We start from the raw sequence: 15,049 nt of genomic DNA, 5'->3' as shown, positions 1-15,049 counted from the left end.
TAGTGCTACCATTCTTGCAATGGACGAAAATATCAAAAAATTTGGATATGTGAAGAGAAAAAATCCCGAAATGGACTGTCTACATGCATAATTGCAAAGAGGAAAGCTGCATGTTGATCAATAGATAGAATGACTCACACAAGGATATTCATGTCATTTGAATTAAAATACGCGATCATTCATAGTTTTACCAAGGAATCAAAACAGTCCTATGCCACCAATATAGTAAAAAAAACAGCACTACTTAAGAATGAACTTCCGGCGGTGATGTCGCTTGTCCAGGGTGTTTCCGCATTATTGGGAAAACCGGGCAATATTCTCAGTTATGGGCAATTTTCGAATGACATGAGGCAGGGAAAATTCCCTGCTGAATTTGATTGCTATTCTTCCAAGCCATTGGATGCGGCTGCATTTATTTCCATGAGCCATCTGGCTGTTGATGAACTAGCAGCCGCTTCCGAGTCGGAGTCATTTTCCACTGGCGGACACATTTTAGTATCATATTACTTGGTTGACAATAAAAAATTTGTACTTGTTGCCATGATCAAGCAACGAGGCGGAGTTAGTCTTGACAAAGATTACGTACCGATTGCCGTTACAGAAATAGATTTATCTAAGGTTCATCAAGCTGCACGTATCAATTTATCGAGATATGTTGAAGTTGCGTCGCAACCAGGATTTTCCAATGATGACGATGAAGATATAGTGGAAGAACGAACCTACTTGTCTTTTGTCGGCCAAGGCACTCACAATTTGGCATCGGGTTACTTTGTTAAAGCATTGGGATGTACAAAAGGAATTTCATCCTCGCGAGCGACTGGAAATGTGATATCTGCTGTTCGCACATTTTTTTCTAGTGAAGAACTGAAACCATATCGAAGTGCAGCATGCAATGGCGTCATTGCATATTTAAAAAAGAAACTTGACGCGAAAGAAAATGCCGTTTTGAATGACTTGGTTTATGCGGCAATAACCACACTTACAGAAGGACAAAGTTCGGTTATTGATAAATTGAAAGAATTCTTAAATGATGAACGAACAAAAATTCCTGCTGAGTTTGCAATTCATGCGCCGACCCTTCGAAAGAAAACAATGATTAAGGGGGAGACTGCAAACTGGACGGTGCAATTTGAGCAAGGTATGTTAGGACTAACCGCAAATGCAGCCATTATCTACAATAAAGATAAAAAAACATTAACATTTACCAATCTGGGAAATAAATTGGTCGCGGATATTGAATCTGAACTCAAGCAAAGATAAAAATGTTCTCTAAGATCGTTGAACTATATAGAGCACTAAATTTCCCAAAAGTTGAGGGAAATAAGTTCTCCTTTGATGGTGCTATTGACCAATCAATAGTTTCGCTAGTTGAGGAAGTAGATGAATTAGCCAGTCATTTTGGATCATTTTCTCATAAGGAAATTTATAGACTCCACCTAGATGCTGAATTTAATCTGCCAGCATCCGAATTAGGAAGATTTTATCAAAACTTCGCTGAATTTCTTCTATTTACTCCTACACTGAATTTTGGTGGAATTTCAGAGGAATTTTATATATGTGATATCGACTATTACTCTAAAGATGTGACGATTCCTGATGTTATGCGTAAACTTTCCACGTTATGTAGATTTATTAGAGCAATTTCTAAGTTGGCTGTGCAGAATAGCTTTCAAATAGAAAACACATCGCGGGATAATAGATTGGTTTTTGTTGTGGCGGCTGATGGAAAGTCGCCTGCGAAAACATTGTTGATAGATGTCAAGGTGACAGAAGAATTGTTGGAATTCTGTTTGCCCCACATAAAGTTTTTAGAGTCATTGCTTTCCGAAAACAGAAAAAATGATGTGCATGTTGAAGAGCGACTGAGCATTATGCGACTGGCGATTGCAGACGTCTTAAATTCAGTGGTAGGCGAGGTAGAGCGATTCCAGCATTTGGTAAAAAATTGGGGCGATGTACTATCAAAGTATCACCACAATTTTCTGGCATTTATCCATCAATACTCTTTCGAAAAAGTTCGCAAGGAAATCGCTACGACGGAAATAGAGCATGCTACAAAACTCAGTGCGGTTCTCGGCGATATCTCTGGTAAGTTGCTGGCATTACCTGTATCTTTGGCCGCAGTTATATTACTGCGCAAAGCCAATTCTAACGAAGAGTTTGTAATTGGCTTTATCGGTTTAGCTTGCGTATCTTTAATTTTTTTTGGAATTTTGATTAATCAATGGTTGCAAGTGCGTCGATTGCGCGGCAGTTTTGATGTGATTTTTTCCCAGTATGATGTATCGAAATTTCCATTAAAATTAAGCAAGCCAATAATTAGTGCAAGAAGAAATGCAAATATTCAATATATTGCATTGGTTATCACATTTTCATTTTTTGGAATTCTTGCATTATTACCACTTGGAGGCGCGATCTATGTTTTAAATGATCGTTCACAATTACGATTAAGCGAGATATGCGTTTTGATCGCAAATCAACTTCCCTAGAACTATGAGCAGCGCTTCAAAAATTTTCCACCAGCTTTATTTGCTGAAATAAATCGACAACAGACATAGGCGGATTAAAACCAAAGTTTCTGCGATTACAAGTGCCCTCCCATTTTTCCTACTATGTCTAAGAGCTGCAGACGTAAAATGGACACCGTATGAGTGCGTGAATGGAGCGGGTGATGCGCACTTGCTTTGAACCCGCCGACGCATTGTTGCCGGCAAGGCGAAGCAGTCATACACGCCTTGCTCCCCTCCGTGGCTACGGCACGGCATCCTTGTCAACCTGCGCCGCGAGCCGGCGCTCGAAGTCCATCAGTTCAGGTACATTGAGGTCGGAGATGAGCCGGTATTCCATGCCGGAGCGGCTCCAGCGTAGCAAGTGATAGCCCTGCCTGACGCTCAGGCGCGGCGGCGCATCGCGCTGCGCCTGGTCGGGCCAGACATACAGGTTCAGCACATGCTGATGCCGGCGATACGCGAGCGCGGCGACGGGACGCTGCCTGATGTAGTCGAGGCGTCCGCCGACCAAGGGAAAGCCAGCTTGCGCCAGGTCAACCACGGGCGGTGAAAAGTCGAGCTTGCCGCTGAACCATGGCTTGACCGTGTGCTGGTCGGACGAGGCCACGTCGGCCAGGTGATCGGGGATCAGCGAACGGAAATGGCTGGCCACGATCTCCTGGTCCAGCCGTTCCGCGTCCGATGGCACGGACAGATACAGCGCCAGGGTGACGGCGAACGCGGATGTGCTGGCGCCGGCCACGCCAAGATTGATCCACGCCCACGGCAGCTGCGCCCATTTCCGGCGACGCGGGGTTGCCTTCGATTCCTTCGTCTCTTCCTGCAGCGCCTGGCGCAAGCGTTGCTGCAGGGCAGCTGGCGCGGCGTGGCGCACGCCATGCCGGCTCACCGCTGCGCGCAAGGCCTGCAGCTGTTCGCACGCCTTTGCGCAGTCCGGGCAATGGGCCAGATGCTGCGTCAATTGCCGCGCCGCCGATGCATCGAGTTCGCCATCGGCAAAGGCGGACATCTTGCTGTGTGATTCGGTGCACTCCATTTCATTTCTCATCGGTATGTTGTTTCAGGTATATCAGCAGCAACTTGCGTCCGCGCGCCAGGCGCGACATCACCGTGCCGATCGGGATGCCGACGATGTCCGCGATCTCCTTGTAGGACAAATCGTCGAGCTCCTTCAACACCAGCACTTCCCTGTAAGGCCGCGGCAGCGTTTCCAGGGCATGGTTGATCGCCTGCTTGACGTCAGCCCTGGCCAGGATGTCTTCCGGGTTGCCGCCGGCAGCATCCGGCACCATGCCGCATCCGTCCTCATCATGCCCGTGGATTTCCTCGTCGAAGCCGATGTCATCGTGTTGCGGGCGGCTGTCGCGCAGGGACGTGTAATAGGTATTGCGCACGATCGTCAGCAGCCAGGCGCGCGCGCCGCCGCCATCACCATGGTAGCCGTCCATGAAGCGGCAGGCGCGCAGGAATGCCGTCTGCACCAGATCCTGGGCATCCTGGTCATTGCGCGTGAGCCATCGCGCCAGGTTGTAGGCGGAATCCAGATGAGGCATGGCAATTTTTTCAAACAACCTGGTTTTATCGATGTCATTCAAATCAACACCCATCCGCCTGTCGACCGTCTCATTGCATAAGACTCGCTTTGCCTGCCGTTTATTCCCGCTGCCGGGCCTTTTTTTGCCAGGCCCAAAATAAACCGGTTTTCGCGGGAATATTTTCACCGCCTTCGGAGTTATAGCATCTGCAGGCCCCGATTGCATCGGGTCCATGCCAGATATCTGCAAATGGAAGGGACTTCGACATGACATACCCGTACTTCTTCGCTGCTCTGGCCACGGCCATGCTGATGGCTTCCAGCGGCGCGGCCAACGCCGGCGACGCCATGCGCGGCCAGGTGCTCTACAAAACCATGTGCATGTCTTGCCACTCGATCGACTACAACGGCGTCGGTCCCGCGCACAAGGGCGTGTTTGGCAGGAAAGCCGGCAGCGCCGCCGGCTACAGCTATTCGCCGGCCGTGAAGGCGTCCGCCATCGTGTGGGACGAGAAAACGCTGGACCAGTGGCTGACGAATCCGGAAAAACTGATTCCCGGCCAGAAGATGGGCTATATGGTGCCGTCCGCGCAGGACCGCGCCGACCTGATCGCGTATTTGCAGCAGGAAGCCGGGCGGGCCAGCCCGGCCACGGCCGCCAGATAGCGCTTGTTTTGCCAACCGGCATCCATTGAAACGAGGAGAGATATCATGATGGACCGCAGAAGTTTCATGAAACTGACCGCCATCGGCGGCGGCGCCGTATTCATGTCCGGACTGTATGGACATGCACAGGCGGCAGCGGCCGGCAAGTTGACCGCCCTCTACGACGATTTTTACTTCGTCCAGCTGTCCGACGTGCACTGGGGTTTCAGCGGCGCCGCCAATCCCGACGCCCTCAATACCTTCCGCAAGGCCGTCGCCACCGTGAATGCGCTGGAGGTGCAGCCCGACTTCATCATCTTCACGGGCGACCTGACGCATACGACGGACGATTCGAAGGAGCGCCGCCAGCGCATGGGCGAATTCAAGGACATCGCGGCGGAGTTGAAGGTGAAAAACGTGCGTTTCATCCCCGGCGAGCACGACGCCTCTCTCGACAACGGCGCCGCCTTCAAGGAAAATTTCGGCCCGTCCAACTATACGTTCGAGCACAAGGGCGTGCATTTCATCGCCCTCGACAACGTGTCCGATCCCGGCGCGCGCATCGGCGACGCCCAGCTGGAGTGGCTCAAAAACGACCTGGACAGGCAGGCAAAAGACGCGCGCATCGTCGTCTTTACCCACCGTCCCCTGTTCGACCTCGTGCCCAAATGGGACTGGGCCACGCGCGACGGCGACAAGGCGATCGCCCTGTTAATGCCTTACAGCAATGTGACGGTGTTCTACGGCCATATTCACCAGGAACATCACCACATGACGGGGAGAATCGCGCACCATGCCGCCAAGTCGCTGATTTTCCCCTTGCCGGCGCCCGGTTCGCAGGAAAAGCGCACGCCCCTGCCTTGGGACCCGGCCATGCCGTACAAGGGCCTCGGCTTTCGCGAGGTGGAAGCGCAGGCGGGGAATGATTACAAGCTCGCGGAATTTCCCGTGGCCGGGAGCTGAACCATGGACCGCGCAAGACGACAGTTCTGCATCCGCAGCGCGTGCGGCCTCGGTGCGCTGCTGGCGGTGGCCGCCATCGAGGCCCAGGACCTCAAAAATGTTGTTTCGAAGGAAAGAATCATCGCCATCGAGGCGAGGAAATTCGTCTACACGCCGAATGAAATCACCGTAAAAAAGGATGAAACCATCGTGCTGGCGTTCACGGCCGTCGATTTCATCCATGGCTTTTTCATCCCGGACATGAACATCCGCGCCGACCTGAAGCCGGGCCAGGTCACCGAAGTGCGGCTGACGCCCGGCAAGGCCGGCGAATACGCCTTCTTGTGCGACAATTTTTGCGGCAGCGGCCACGAGGAGATGAACGGGAAGATCATCGTCACGGAGTAGCCGCCCTGCCCGCGCCAATCTGGCCACGCGGCGCGCCCGCAGATGCAGGTGGCGGATGGTGGCGGCGGCCGCCATCAGGATGGCGGAAGCCGTTGCCAGCACGACAATAAATGCCTTGTCGAAGGCCGAGCGGGCCAGTTCCGATACTTGCAGGCCCAGTTCGGCCGGCAATTGCTCGGCGGCCAGCAGCGCCGCGTCCAGGGTGTCATGGGCGTTCGGCAGCAGGCCCGCGCTTTCCGGGATCACCAGGGTGGCGCTGTAGACGGCCGACAAAATGGTGCCCAGCACCGTCACGCCGATCACGGCGCCCAGCTCGTACGACACTTCCTCGATCGAGGCGGCCATGCCGGCCTGTTGGGGAGCCACGTTGAGCATCACGGCGCTCGATGCGGCCGTCATGACGGCGCCCAGGCCCAGGCCCAGGATCACCAGGCTGGCCACTTGGGCTGAGACGGCGGCGTCATGCAGCAGCAGATACGACGCCATGCCGATACCGGACAGCAGCAGCGAACCCCACAAGACCTTGGCCTTGTCGGCGCGCGGGAGCATGAAACCCGTCAGCGGTCCCGCAAACACGGACGCCAGCGGCAGCGGCAACAGCAGCAGGCCCGCTTCCAGCGGCGACAGTTCCCGCACCAGCTGCATGTGCTGGCTCAGCGCCAGTTCCATGCCGATCAGGGCGGCAGACGCCACCATGGCGGCGGCCACGGCGCTGGAGAACGGCAGTTCGCGGAACAGGGCGAAGTCGATCAGCGGCCTGGCTTGCCGCTTCTGGCGACGCACGAATTTGAGCATGAAGAAAGCGCCCACGGCGAAAGCAAAGGCGGCCAGCGCATACGACGGCTGCGACTTGCCCAGCTCCTTGATCGCATACACGCCACCAAGCAAACCCATCATGACTTGCAGCGAGCCCTTCAAGTCCCAGGGCTTGTCGCGGTTACCGGCCCGTTTCGGCAGGATGACAGTGGCCAATACCAGGGTCAGCAGCACGATGGGCACGTTGATCAGGAAGACGGAACCCCACCAGTAATGTTCCATCAAGAAACCACCGAGCACCGGGCCGAACGCGGCGCCGCCGGATGCAATCGCCGCCCACACGCCGATGGCGAACGAGCGCTCGCGGTGGTCCGTAAAGGTCAGGCGGATGATGGACAAGGTCGCCGGCATCATCAAGGCGGCGCCGATGGCCAGCAATACGCGGGCAAAGATCAGCCATTCCGGCGCAGGCGAAAACGCGGCGCACAGCGAGGCGATGCCGAACACGGCCAGGCCGGCGAGGAAAACGGGTTTGTGGCTCAAGCGGTCACCGAGGGTGCCGAGGCCGGGCAACAGACCGGAGACGACCAGCGCGTAGACGTTGATGATCCACAGTTTTTGCGAGGAAGTGGCTTGCAAGTCGCGCGTCAGCGCGGGCAAGGCGGTGTAGAGCACGGTCATGTCGACCACGATCAGGAACAGGGCGCTGGAGACGATGGCCAGCGTCAGCCATTTTTTCATTGGATGCATAAACAACTCATGTATTATTTAACAACTGTCGGTTTGGATGAATCTGGTGCTGCGCAAATATTTACGTTCCAGGCTGCCACGGGCCTGGCCTTGTCGGGGGCGGCGGGCGTCAGCCACGGTCACCATCCTTGTCATCCACGGCGGCACTCGCTGTAGTTGCGTCGAGTTCGCGCAGCATGACGACGGACACCTGCTTGAAACCGCGGCCCTGGAAGAATTGTTGTGCTTTCAAGTTGTGCGCGCCGCATTCGAGGAACAAGCGGGCGATGCCGTGGCTGCGCAATTCGCTTGCCACCCACTCCACCAGCAAGCTGCCGATGCCGCTGCCACGCACGGAGGGCAGCAAGACCAGGTCGTCCAGCGCGGCGAACGATTTCGAGGCGCGCTGGCGCGTGTCTATCGATACGAGTGCCATGCCGACGATATCGTCGCCGGACGTGGCGACGGCCAGCAGGGTCGAATCGCCATGTGCCCAGTCGTGCGACAGGGCGGCGCGGATTTCGCCGCGTATGACTTCAGGCAAGTCCGCGCGCCAGTTGCCGGGCGCTTCGGCCCGCTCGCCCTGCAGCTCAGAATGGGAGATATAGTCGGCGCTGACGTTGTCAAGATAGAGCTTGCACAGCGCATCTTCAGCGCTGGCGTCGTGACACCAGCTGAAGCTGATGGCGGGGGTATGGGCTTGGGCGTTTTTCATGGCGGATCTCGTGTTATTGAATTAGTAAAAGCATTTTATGTCGCCCCTGAATGGCATTCAAGTTAAAATCCATCTGTAAAACAGATAGGTGGATGCCATGCAATGGACTTTGGAACAAATGCGCTACTTTGAAGCGGCTGTCGCGGCCGGTTCTTTTTCGGGCGCGGCGCGCCGGCTGGGCCGCGCGCAATCGGTGGTCAGCACCTCGATCGGGCTGCTGGAAGCGGAATTCGGCGTGGAACTGTTCGACCGTTCGCGCCGCAGCGCCGTGCTGACGGAAGCGGGCAAGGTGATGCACCTGGAAGCGTGCGAACTGCTGCGCCAGGCCGAGCGCTTGCAGCTGCGCGCCCAACTGCTGAGCGAGGCGCCCGAAGCGCAGCTGACCCTGGCCCTGGACGAAGCCCTGCCCTACCTGGCCATCGGCACCCTGGTCAAGGAACTGGCGGCGCGCTACCCGGCCCTGGAACTGGTGATGCTCAACGCCACGGCGTCGGAGGTGGCGCAATACGTGGAGCAGCAGCAAGCCGACGTGGCTTTTCATTTTGACCGTGGCCCGATCTCGCCCGTGCTGGAACAGCAGCACATCGGCAGCGTGGCGCAAGGCGTGTTCGTGGCCAAAGGCCACCCGATGGCGCACGGACAGGAAGTGAGCCGCAACGAGCTGACCCGCTACCGCCAGCTGATCATGGATTCCGAGCTCAACCGCGAACAGGCCTTCAGCCCCGCTGTGTGGTTTTCCGACAGTTTCTACAGCATCGCGGAAATGGTCGCGGACGAGCTGGGCTGGGCGATTCTGCCCCTAAACATCGCCAATTACGACAATTACAAGGGCTATTTGCAGGAAGTGCCCTGCCCTGCGCTGGCCTTGTCGCGGCTGCCTGTGCGACGGCTATCGATTCATGGCAAGAAACTCAGCGAGACGAGTTTGTGGCTGACGAACAGGCTGGCGGAGTTGCTGGCGGATGGGCCGCGGGGGTGAGGTCATATTTTGAATTGTAGAACTTCATTCAAACGATTGATATCAGCCCAATTCATTTAAAATCAAATTACCAGCAAGGCATGAAATTATGAAGATAATCTGCGACCATGCAAAAAAAGTTGAAATTTCGGTGGAGTTTCCGATTTCAATACTATGCGAATATAATGGCCGTGACAATTTGGATGTGACGCTCGATGATAATATAACATATCTGATTGATGAAGCCTTGAGAAAAGCCGGAGTATATGTAAAAAACAAAACAATGAAAACATATTACTCCGAGAAAAATGAAGAAATTTTGAGTTATCAACTGACATTGATCGTTTGGCCACCAGGATTGAACTTGTATTGCATTGTGAATGACTTGACTCAGGAGAATTTTCATCAAGGATTATGTATTAAACTACAATCTCAGCATCATGGTTTTAGCATAGTATATGCGGACTCAGCAGTCGGATGAGGCTGGAGGTACTTCCAGTGCCTGAGTTCAAGAGCAAGCCAAGCTACAGGTCGTTCTCTACCCAGTCTTAATATCTCAGAAAGGACTGCAGCATGGATTTCGACTGGCACGGCGGCGTCATCACTCGGCAGACCAGCATTGATGCCCGCTATAAAAATACGCAAAACGTCAGACGCTTCCTGTTGGATCAGTGCGGTCCCGAATTCAAGCTTGACCGTGATTTCATGGCTTGGATAGATGATGGCGTTGCTAAAACCATGGGCGAAGTCGCGGATGAATGGACACGTCGGCATAATCCAGCCGGTGATGCGCAAATAAACAAATATTAATAAGTACTGAAAGCTTCACATGATTCATTCAACTGTCGTCAACAGCTGGCTAGCCATGGCCAAGGACGATGCCGTGGAAATTGATCCCGACGACATCAACCACGAAGCCAGAACCAATATGTGGAGCTTTTCGCCCACGGACGAGGAAACGCCGCAGATTCATGCGGCCGATATCGTTACCTTCATCGGTGAGGTGATCGCGGTGCGCCGTAGTGCGCTCGCTGGCGAGGACATGCTGTTCTATTGCTGGCACGACGCGCAATGCCGCCAACTGCGCTTCAGCCTGGTGTCGCGCTCGCATGGACGGCTGCCGTTTCGCTGCGCGCTGCGCGAAACGCAGGATTTATCTCTGATCGCCGAGCGCGTGGTGAACGGGGACTGGCGCAACGAGCACTATATGCAGGCCCCGTCGGAGGACGGCGATGCGCAGGAGCCGGAGCCATTCATCCTGCCCGTGTTCGTGGCGCGGGTGCCTTAAGAATCAGCATGCCAGAAAGCGCGCGGGCCGGCACGCCTCCAGAGCTGGCGCCGGCTGGCCATCGACGATTTCCCCGCTGGCCAGCTGGCCCACGATGGCCGCCAGCACCACGCCCGGATGCATGGCGCACACGTACACGCCGCTCACTTGCGGCAAGTAGCCGATGACGGGTACGCCGTCTGCGGGCATGGGGCGCAGGCCGACGCAGGCGAATGCCGGCACGATGGCCTCCGCTCCCTCCAGTTCTTCCCGGATCGCGCTGGCGGTGCGCTGCGCCATGGCGGCGGGCTGGTTTTCCGGCGCGTCGTCCAGATAATCTTCCGCTGCCAGCATGGTCCCGTCCTCGGCTTGCCGCACTTCCATTGCATGGCTGGAAATGATGCCGCGCACGAGGCCCGGCGGCGCCTGGTAGCGTAGGAAGATGGCGGGCGAGGCGTGGATCTGCAGGCTGGCGCCCAGCTTTTCCGCCAGCGAAGCAGTGCTTGTGCCCGCCGCCAGCACGACCATATCAGCTTCGATGAGGCCCGCGGCCGTTTCCACGCCCGTCACCTGCGCGTCCTGAACGGTAAAACCCAGCACGGGCGTGTGTGTGCGGACCGTCGCACCGAGCGCCTCGGCCGCTGCCAGCAAGGCGTGGGTTGCGGCAACGGCGTCGAGCGCGCCCTGCTCCGGTTCGTAGATAGCCTGTTCCGGCGGCTGCCGCAGCTGCGGTTCAAGCCGGGCGATGCGCGAGCGGTCAATCACGATGGATTCAGGCGACACGCGCCCATCCTGCGTGCCATACGACAAGGCGCCGTGCCAGCGTACCGTCAAGCCCGGCACCTGCGTTTCCAGCTGGCGCCAGGCCGCGATGGCGTCGCCGCGCAGGGCCGCAATGGGATCAATCCCCGCGCAGGACGTGTTAATCCAGGCAAACGAGGTGCCCGTCACGCCGGACGCGATGCCGCCCGCCTCGACCACGGTGACCTGTGCTCCCTTGCTGGCCAGGTGGTAGGCGAGCGACGCGCCGACGATGCCGGCACCGATGACGATAATATGTTGAGGCCTTTCGCGATTCATATCTGCCAACTTTGCTTATTTATCACAGGACAGAGTCTACCCCAGCCGCCGGCAAATCCAGCGCATAGGCATGGCCATCAACAACATTGCCTTCCACGATGGCGATATCGGGCACGGCCATTCCCCGCACGAAACCGCAGCGTTCCAGCACGCGGATCGATGCCGCATTGCCGTCGATGGCGTAGGCGCACAGGCTGGCCAGCTGCCATTCGTTTTGCGCCAGATCAATCAGATGGCGCAGCGCGGCCGTGGCCAGGCCCTTGCCCGCCTGCTGCTCGCCGATGCGGTAGCCGACTTCGGCCACCCCTTGCTCCCGGTCAATGTCCTTGAGGTTGGCGCGGCCGATCAATTGTCCGTGTTCATCGACGATGATGCAGGGGTGCATGCGGCCCTGTGCGTGCTCGTCCAGGAATTGCGCGACATGGGCATGAATGCCGTCGAGGCTGTAAAAATCATCGGGGCGCCGGTCGATATGGCGCTCGAACCAGGCCCGGTTGGCTTGCTCGAAAGCCAGCAAGGGCGCGGCATCGTCGGGGCGCAGGGTGCGAATGGTAAATATGCTCATGGAGACTCCTGGAAAGGCATGAGTCTAGTGACGTGCCGCCCGGCCCGTCAATCTTGATTCCATCAATCAATGTAAAGCGACAGCCGCTACAATGGCCGCCATGAACAACGATCTGTCCGCTGCCGAGGCTGCGCGCCTCTTGAACGTCAGCCTGCCCACCCTGTATTCCTATGTGAGCCGGGGCTTGCTCGCTTCCCTCAGCAATGGGGCATCGCGCCGCAAGCGCTATCCGCAGGAAGACGTGTTGCGCCTGGCGGCTCGCAAGAACGACGCCAAACGCGGTGGCCAGACGGCCGTGGCCGCCATGCACTGGGGCTTGCCCGTGCTGGAAACGCGGATTTCCCACATTCTCGATGGACGATTGCTGTACCGGGGCTGCGATGCGACGGCGCTGGCCGAGTCCGCGACGCTGGAGACGGCCGCCGGCCAGCTGTGGAACGATAACCTTAGCGACTATTTTCAGCAGGACGCGCCGGCCCTGCCGCCAGGGCTGGCCGGCGCGCCGGACGGGCCGCCGCTGGCGCGCGCCATGCTCGCCATGGCCATGCTGACGACGGCGGACATTGCGCACTCGCTGCCATCCGGCCCTGCCCTGATGCGCATCCTGGCCGCCGCCCTGCTCCGGACGCCGCCGTCCGCCTTGCCGCTGCACCAGCAGCTGGCCCAGGCGTGGCAAGCCGATGTGGAGCAAACGGAACTGCTGCGCGCGGCCCTCGTGCTGCTGGCCGATCATGAATTGAATGCATCGACGTTTGCCGTGCGCTGCGTCGCCTCGACGGGCGCCAGCCGGCCCGCAGCGCTGATGGCTGGGCTGGCGGCCTTGTCTGGGGACAAGCACGGCGGCGGCAGCGCGGCGGCCAGGCGCATGTTGACGCAGGCGCTGGCCGCACCGGACGCCAGGGCCGCCATCAGCCAGTATTACGAGACCATCGCACCGGAATTCGCCGGCTTTGGCCATCCGCTATATCCAGACGGCGACCCGCGTGCCGCGTATCTGCTGGACCGCTTGTCGACGCTGTCGCCCGGGTACCCGCATCTGGCCGCCATTCTGTCCGTCTGCGCCACGGCGGGCAAACGGCTCAATGCCCGCCCGAACGCCGACCTGGCGCTGGCCGCCATGGAACTGGCGTTCGGCTGGCCCGAGGGCGCGGGCATGGTGGTGTTTGCGCTGGCCCGCTCGGCCGGCTGGATCGCACATGCCGCCGAGCAAGCCGCCAGCGCGGCACTGATACGGCCACGCGCACGCTACGTGGGGCGCCACCAGCGCGACTGAAAATAGTCGCTTGATTTATTACGCATACGTAGTAGTATACTTCGCATGCGTACCAATACCTCCCCCCAGCCAGACCTTCCCGATGCCGCCGCCTGCCCGCTGGGCGAGCGTTCGCCGCGCCTGTTCAACCTGCTCAACCTGGCGCGCCAGAACCTGTTCCGCTCGGCCGATGCCGTTTTCACCAGTGAACTGGGCTTTTCCGGCACGCAAGTGGTCGCCCTGTTTGCCCTGAAGGGCGAGGAAGGCTGCCAATTGAAGGATCTGGGGCGGGCGCTGCAGCTGAAAAACTCGGCCGTGACGGGCCTGGTGGCGCGCATGGAAGAAAACGGCCTGATCGTGCGGGGCCAGTCGGCGCTTGACGCGCGCGCCGGCACCCTGCACATGTCGGCCAAAGGCGGCGAGGTACTGGCCCATGCCCTGCCCCTGCTCGACAGCCTGAACGAACAACTGAAGCAAGGTTTCAGCGAGGAAGAGCTGGCCGTCGTCGCCCGCTTCCTGCTGCACGCCTCGCGCCTGCGTTTTACGCAGGACGTCTGATTCATCCCCCCATCACCACCACAGGAGTTACCCATGCACCCGAAAGACATGACAGGCTTGCAACTGATGCAAGCGTTCGCGCAAGGCCTGTTCCCCCGGCCCGGCATTTCCAAGACCATGCCCATGGATGCGCATACGATCGAGCACGGCCGCGTGATCTTCACGGCCACGGCGAATGAAAACCATACGAATCCCATGGGCGGCGTGCACGGCGGTTTCGCCGCCACCGTGCTCGACACGGTCACGGGCTGCGCCACGCACACGGTCTTGCCAGCAGGCGAAAGCTACGGCACGACGGACCTGAACATCAAGATGTGCCGCCCCCTGCCCTTCAACGTGACGGTCTTTGCGGAAGGCAAGGTCATCAATGCAGGCCGCAACCTGGTCATTTCCGAAGGCACGATCCGCGATGAAGCCGGTAAAGTGTACGCGCACGCGACGGCCACCTGCATGATCATCCGTCCCCGGGAACAAGCGGCCGCGTGATACGGCCCGGCACCATCGCGGAAGCCTGGCGCAGCTGGAGGACCGGCTGCAAGCTGGGATATGCCGCCGAGGATGGCTCCTTGTATAGCTGGCTAGGCGGCGTACTGTCCGCGCACCGCAATACGGGCCTGGCGCAGCGCCTGCTGGAAGACGCTACACTACCAAACACCGGCTCAACGATTTGAGCAGTGTGTTGCATTGATCGATTGAATCCGCAGCCAAGAACAGCCATTCGCGTTGACGTGCAATGCCTGACTTTTCTCGCTAGGTATTTCGCGGTGCTCATGGGCAGCTGGTGGCCATAATCTGATTCCCGCCACTTCCGGGAAAAGTTGATTATTTGCAATGCGAGCATGAACTAGTTAAACTAATCGGATACTAACTTCCCCTCTTCAATATTCGTGCCAGTCAACTTAAATTTTAGCGAGACAAAGCCATGGCACTTGATGGATTAATCGAGATTGCATTGCGAGTTGTCGCCGAAGTAATCATTGTCGGTATATTTTATTGGCCGGGATGGCTACTACTGCGGATAATTACGGTAGGTCGCTATCCACCTCCAATTGGCAAACCGCATAACCAAATGGCTGTTGGTAGCTTCGGATTTTGTGTATTTCTCATTGTGCTGATCCTATGTATTCCAG

Annotated in this window: 17 protein-coding genes and 1 pseudogene; 12 read left to right on the top strand and 6 right to left on the bottom strand. The window is 57.4% G+C overall.

The window, feature by feature from the left end:
- Positions 1–150: 150 nt before the first annotated feature.
- Together CSQ95_RS03335 and CSQ95_RS28990 are read left to right on the top strand one after the other, a co-directional pair.
- Complete coding sequence (locus CSQ95_RS03335) at positions 151–1,260, top strand: nucleoid-associated protein (RefSeq protein ID WP_180278941.1); 1,110 nt, start codon at positions 151–153, stop codon at positions 1,258–1,260.
- A 2-nt stretch (positions 1,261–1,262) separates the two neighbouring features.
- Positions 1,263–2,489, top strand: a complete 1,227-nt coding sequence (locus tag CSQ95_RS28990) for a hypothetical protein (protein WP_143449894.1) — start codon at positions 1,263–1,265, stop codon at positions 2,487–2,489.
- A gap of 262 nt (positions 2,490–2,751) precedes the next feature.
- Here CSQ95_RS28990 and CSQ95_RS03330 read toward each other — a convergent pair whose 3' ends face one another.
- Complete coding sequence (locus tag CSQ95_RS03330; protein ID WP_180278940.1) at positions 2,752–3,546, bottom strand: anti-sigma factor; 795 nt, start codon at positions 3,544–3,546, stop codon at positions 2,752–2,754.
- 1 nt (position 3,547) lies between these two features.
- The gene (locus tag CSQ95_RS03325) at positions 3,548–4,279 is read right to left on the bottom strand and encodes a sigma-70 family RNA polymerase sigma factor (protein WP_257217930.1); all 732 of its coding nucleotides are present in this window, start codon (positions 4,277–4,279) and stop codon (positions 3,548–3,550) included.
- 32 nt (positions 4,280–4,311) lie between these two features.
- On the opposite strand from CSQ95_RS03325, the gene CSQ95_RS03320 reads away from it, so the two are divergent.
- From CSQ95_RS03320 to CSQ95_RS30335, 3 genes are read left to right on the top strand one after another with little or no spacing between them, the layout of a single operon-like run.
- Complete coding sequence (locus CSQ95_RS03320) at positions 4,312–4,710, top strand: cytochrome c family protein (protein WP_257217929.1); 399 nt, start codon at positions 4,312–4,314, stop codon at positions 4,708–4,710.
- 48 nt (positions 4,711–4,758) lie between these two features.
- Positions 4,759–5,652, top strand: coding sequence for a metallophosphoesterase (locus CSQ95_RS03315; protein ID WP_099408579.1), 894 nt, complete (start codon positions 4,759–4,761; stop codon positions 5,650–5,652).
- A 3-nt stretch (positions 5,653–5,655) separates the two neighbouring features.
- Positions 5,656–6,039: a cupredoxin domain-containing protein gene (locus CSQ95_RS30335; protein WP_099408578.1), complete on the top strand. Its 384-nt coding sequence runs from the start codon at positions 5,656–5,658 to the stop codon at positions 6,037–6,039.
- A 63-nt stretch (positions 6,040–6,102) separates the two neighbouring features.
- Here the strand turns inward: CSQ95_RS30335 and CSQ95_RS03305 are convergent.
- Both CSQ95_RS03305 and CSQ95_RS03300 read right to left on the bottom strand, forming a co-directional pair.
- Positions 6,103–7,545 (bottom strand): annotated as a pseudogene (locus CSQ95_RS03305) (MFS transporter); the annotation flags it as partial.
- 109 nt (positions 7,546–7,654) lie between these two features.
- Entirely contained in the window at positions 7,655–8,239 is a 585-nt protein-coding gene (locus tag CSQ95_RS03300; RefSeq protein WP_070310758.1) for a GNAT family N-acetyltransferase, read from the bottom strand.
- A 97-nt stretch (positions 8,240–8,336) separates the two neighbouring features.
- On the opposite strand from CSQ95_RS03300, the gene CSQ95_RS03295 reads away from it, so the two are divergent.
- The 4 genes from CSQ95_RS03295 (at position 8,337) to CSQ95_RS03285 (ending at position 10,485) form a co-directional block, all read left to right on the top strand.
- A complete protein-coding gene (locus CSQ95_RS03295; protein WP_180278939.1) occupies positions 8,337–9,218 on the top strand; it encodes a LysR family transcriptional regulator in 882 nt (293 codons plus the stop codon).
- Positions 9,219–9,306: 88 nt separating this feature from the next.
- Positions 9,307–9,678, top strand: a complete 372-nt coding sequence (locus CSQ95_RS28985) for a hypothetical protein (protein ID WP_143449893.1) — start codon at positions 9,307–9,309, stop codon at positions 9,676–9,678.
- A 92-nt stretch (positions 9,679–9,770) separates the two neighbouring features.
- The gene (locus tag CSQ95_RS03290) at positions 9,771–10,007 is read left to right on the top strand and encodes a DUF6434 domain-containing protein (protein ID WP_099408471.1); all 237 of its coding nucleotides are present in this window, start codon (positions 9,771–9,773) and stop codon (positions 10,005–10,007) included.
- Positions 10,008–10,062: 55 nt separating this feature from the next.
- Positions 10,063–10,485 carry a hypothetical protein gene (locus CSQ95_RS03285; RefSeq protein WP_099408470.1) on the top strand — a complete coding sequence of 141 codons (423 nt, stop codon included), beginning with the start codon at positions 10,063–10,065 and terminating at the stop codon, positions 10,483–10,485.
- A gap of 3 nt (positions 10,486–10,488) precedes the next feature.
- Here the strand turns inward: CSQ95_RS03285 and CSQ95_RS03280 are convergent, their stop codons facing one another.
- A complete protein-coding gene (locus CSQ95_RS03280) occupies positions 10,489–11,544 on the bottom strand; it encodes an FAD-binding oxidoreductase (protein ID WP_099408469.1) in 1,056 nt (351 codons plus the stop codon).
- A 22-nt stretch (positions 11,545–11,566) separates the two neighbouring features.
- A complete protein-coding gene (locus tag CSQ95_RS03275; RefSeq protein WP_099408468.1) occupies positions 11,567–12,109 on the bottom strand; it encodes a GNAT family N-acetyltransferase in 543 nt (180 codons plus the stop codon).
- Between the two features lie 100 nt (positions 12,110–12,209).
- Between CSQ95_RS03275 and CSQ95_RS03270 the strand changes: the two genes are divergently transcribed.
- From CSQ95_RS03270 to CSQ95_RS03260, 3 genes are read left to right on the top strand one after another with little or no spacing between them, the layout of a single operon-like run.
- Positions 12,210–13,382 carry a citrate synthase family protein gene (locus tag CSQ95_RS03270; RefSeq protein WP_099408577.1) on the top strand — a complete coding sequence of 391 codons (1,173 nt, stop codon included), beginning with the start codon at positions 12,210–12,212 and terminating at the stop codon, positions 13,380–13,382.
- Between the two features lie 45 nt (positions 13,383–13,427).
- Positions 13,428–13,919 carry a MarR family winged helix-turn-helix transcriptional regulator gene (locus tag CSQ95_RS03265; RefSeq protein WP_099408467.1) on the top strand — a complete coding sequence of 164 codons (492 nt, stop codon included), beginning with the start codon at positions 13,428–13,430 and terminating at the stop codon, positions 13,917–13,919.
- Between the two features lie 33 nt (positions 13,920–13,952).
- Positions 13,953–14,405, top strand: coding sequence for a PaaI family thioesterase (locus tag CSQ95_RS03260; protein WP_070310764.1), 453 nt, complete (start codon positions 13,953–13,955; stop codon positions 14,403–14,405).
- Positions 14,406–15,049 lie beyond the last annotated feature (644 nt).

This window comes from Janthinobacterium sp. BJB304, assembly GCF_002735765.1.
Lineage (GTDB): Bacteria > Pseudomonadota > Gammaproteobacteria > Burkholderiales > Burkholderiaceae_D > Janthinobacterium.
Note: the sequence above shows the minus strand (reverse complement) of the source record. Positions and strands in the feature narration are given on the sequence as shown.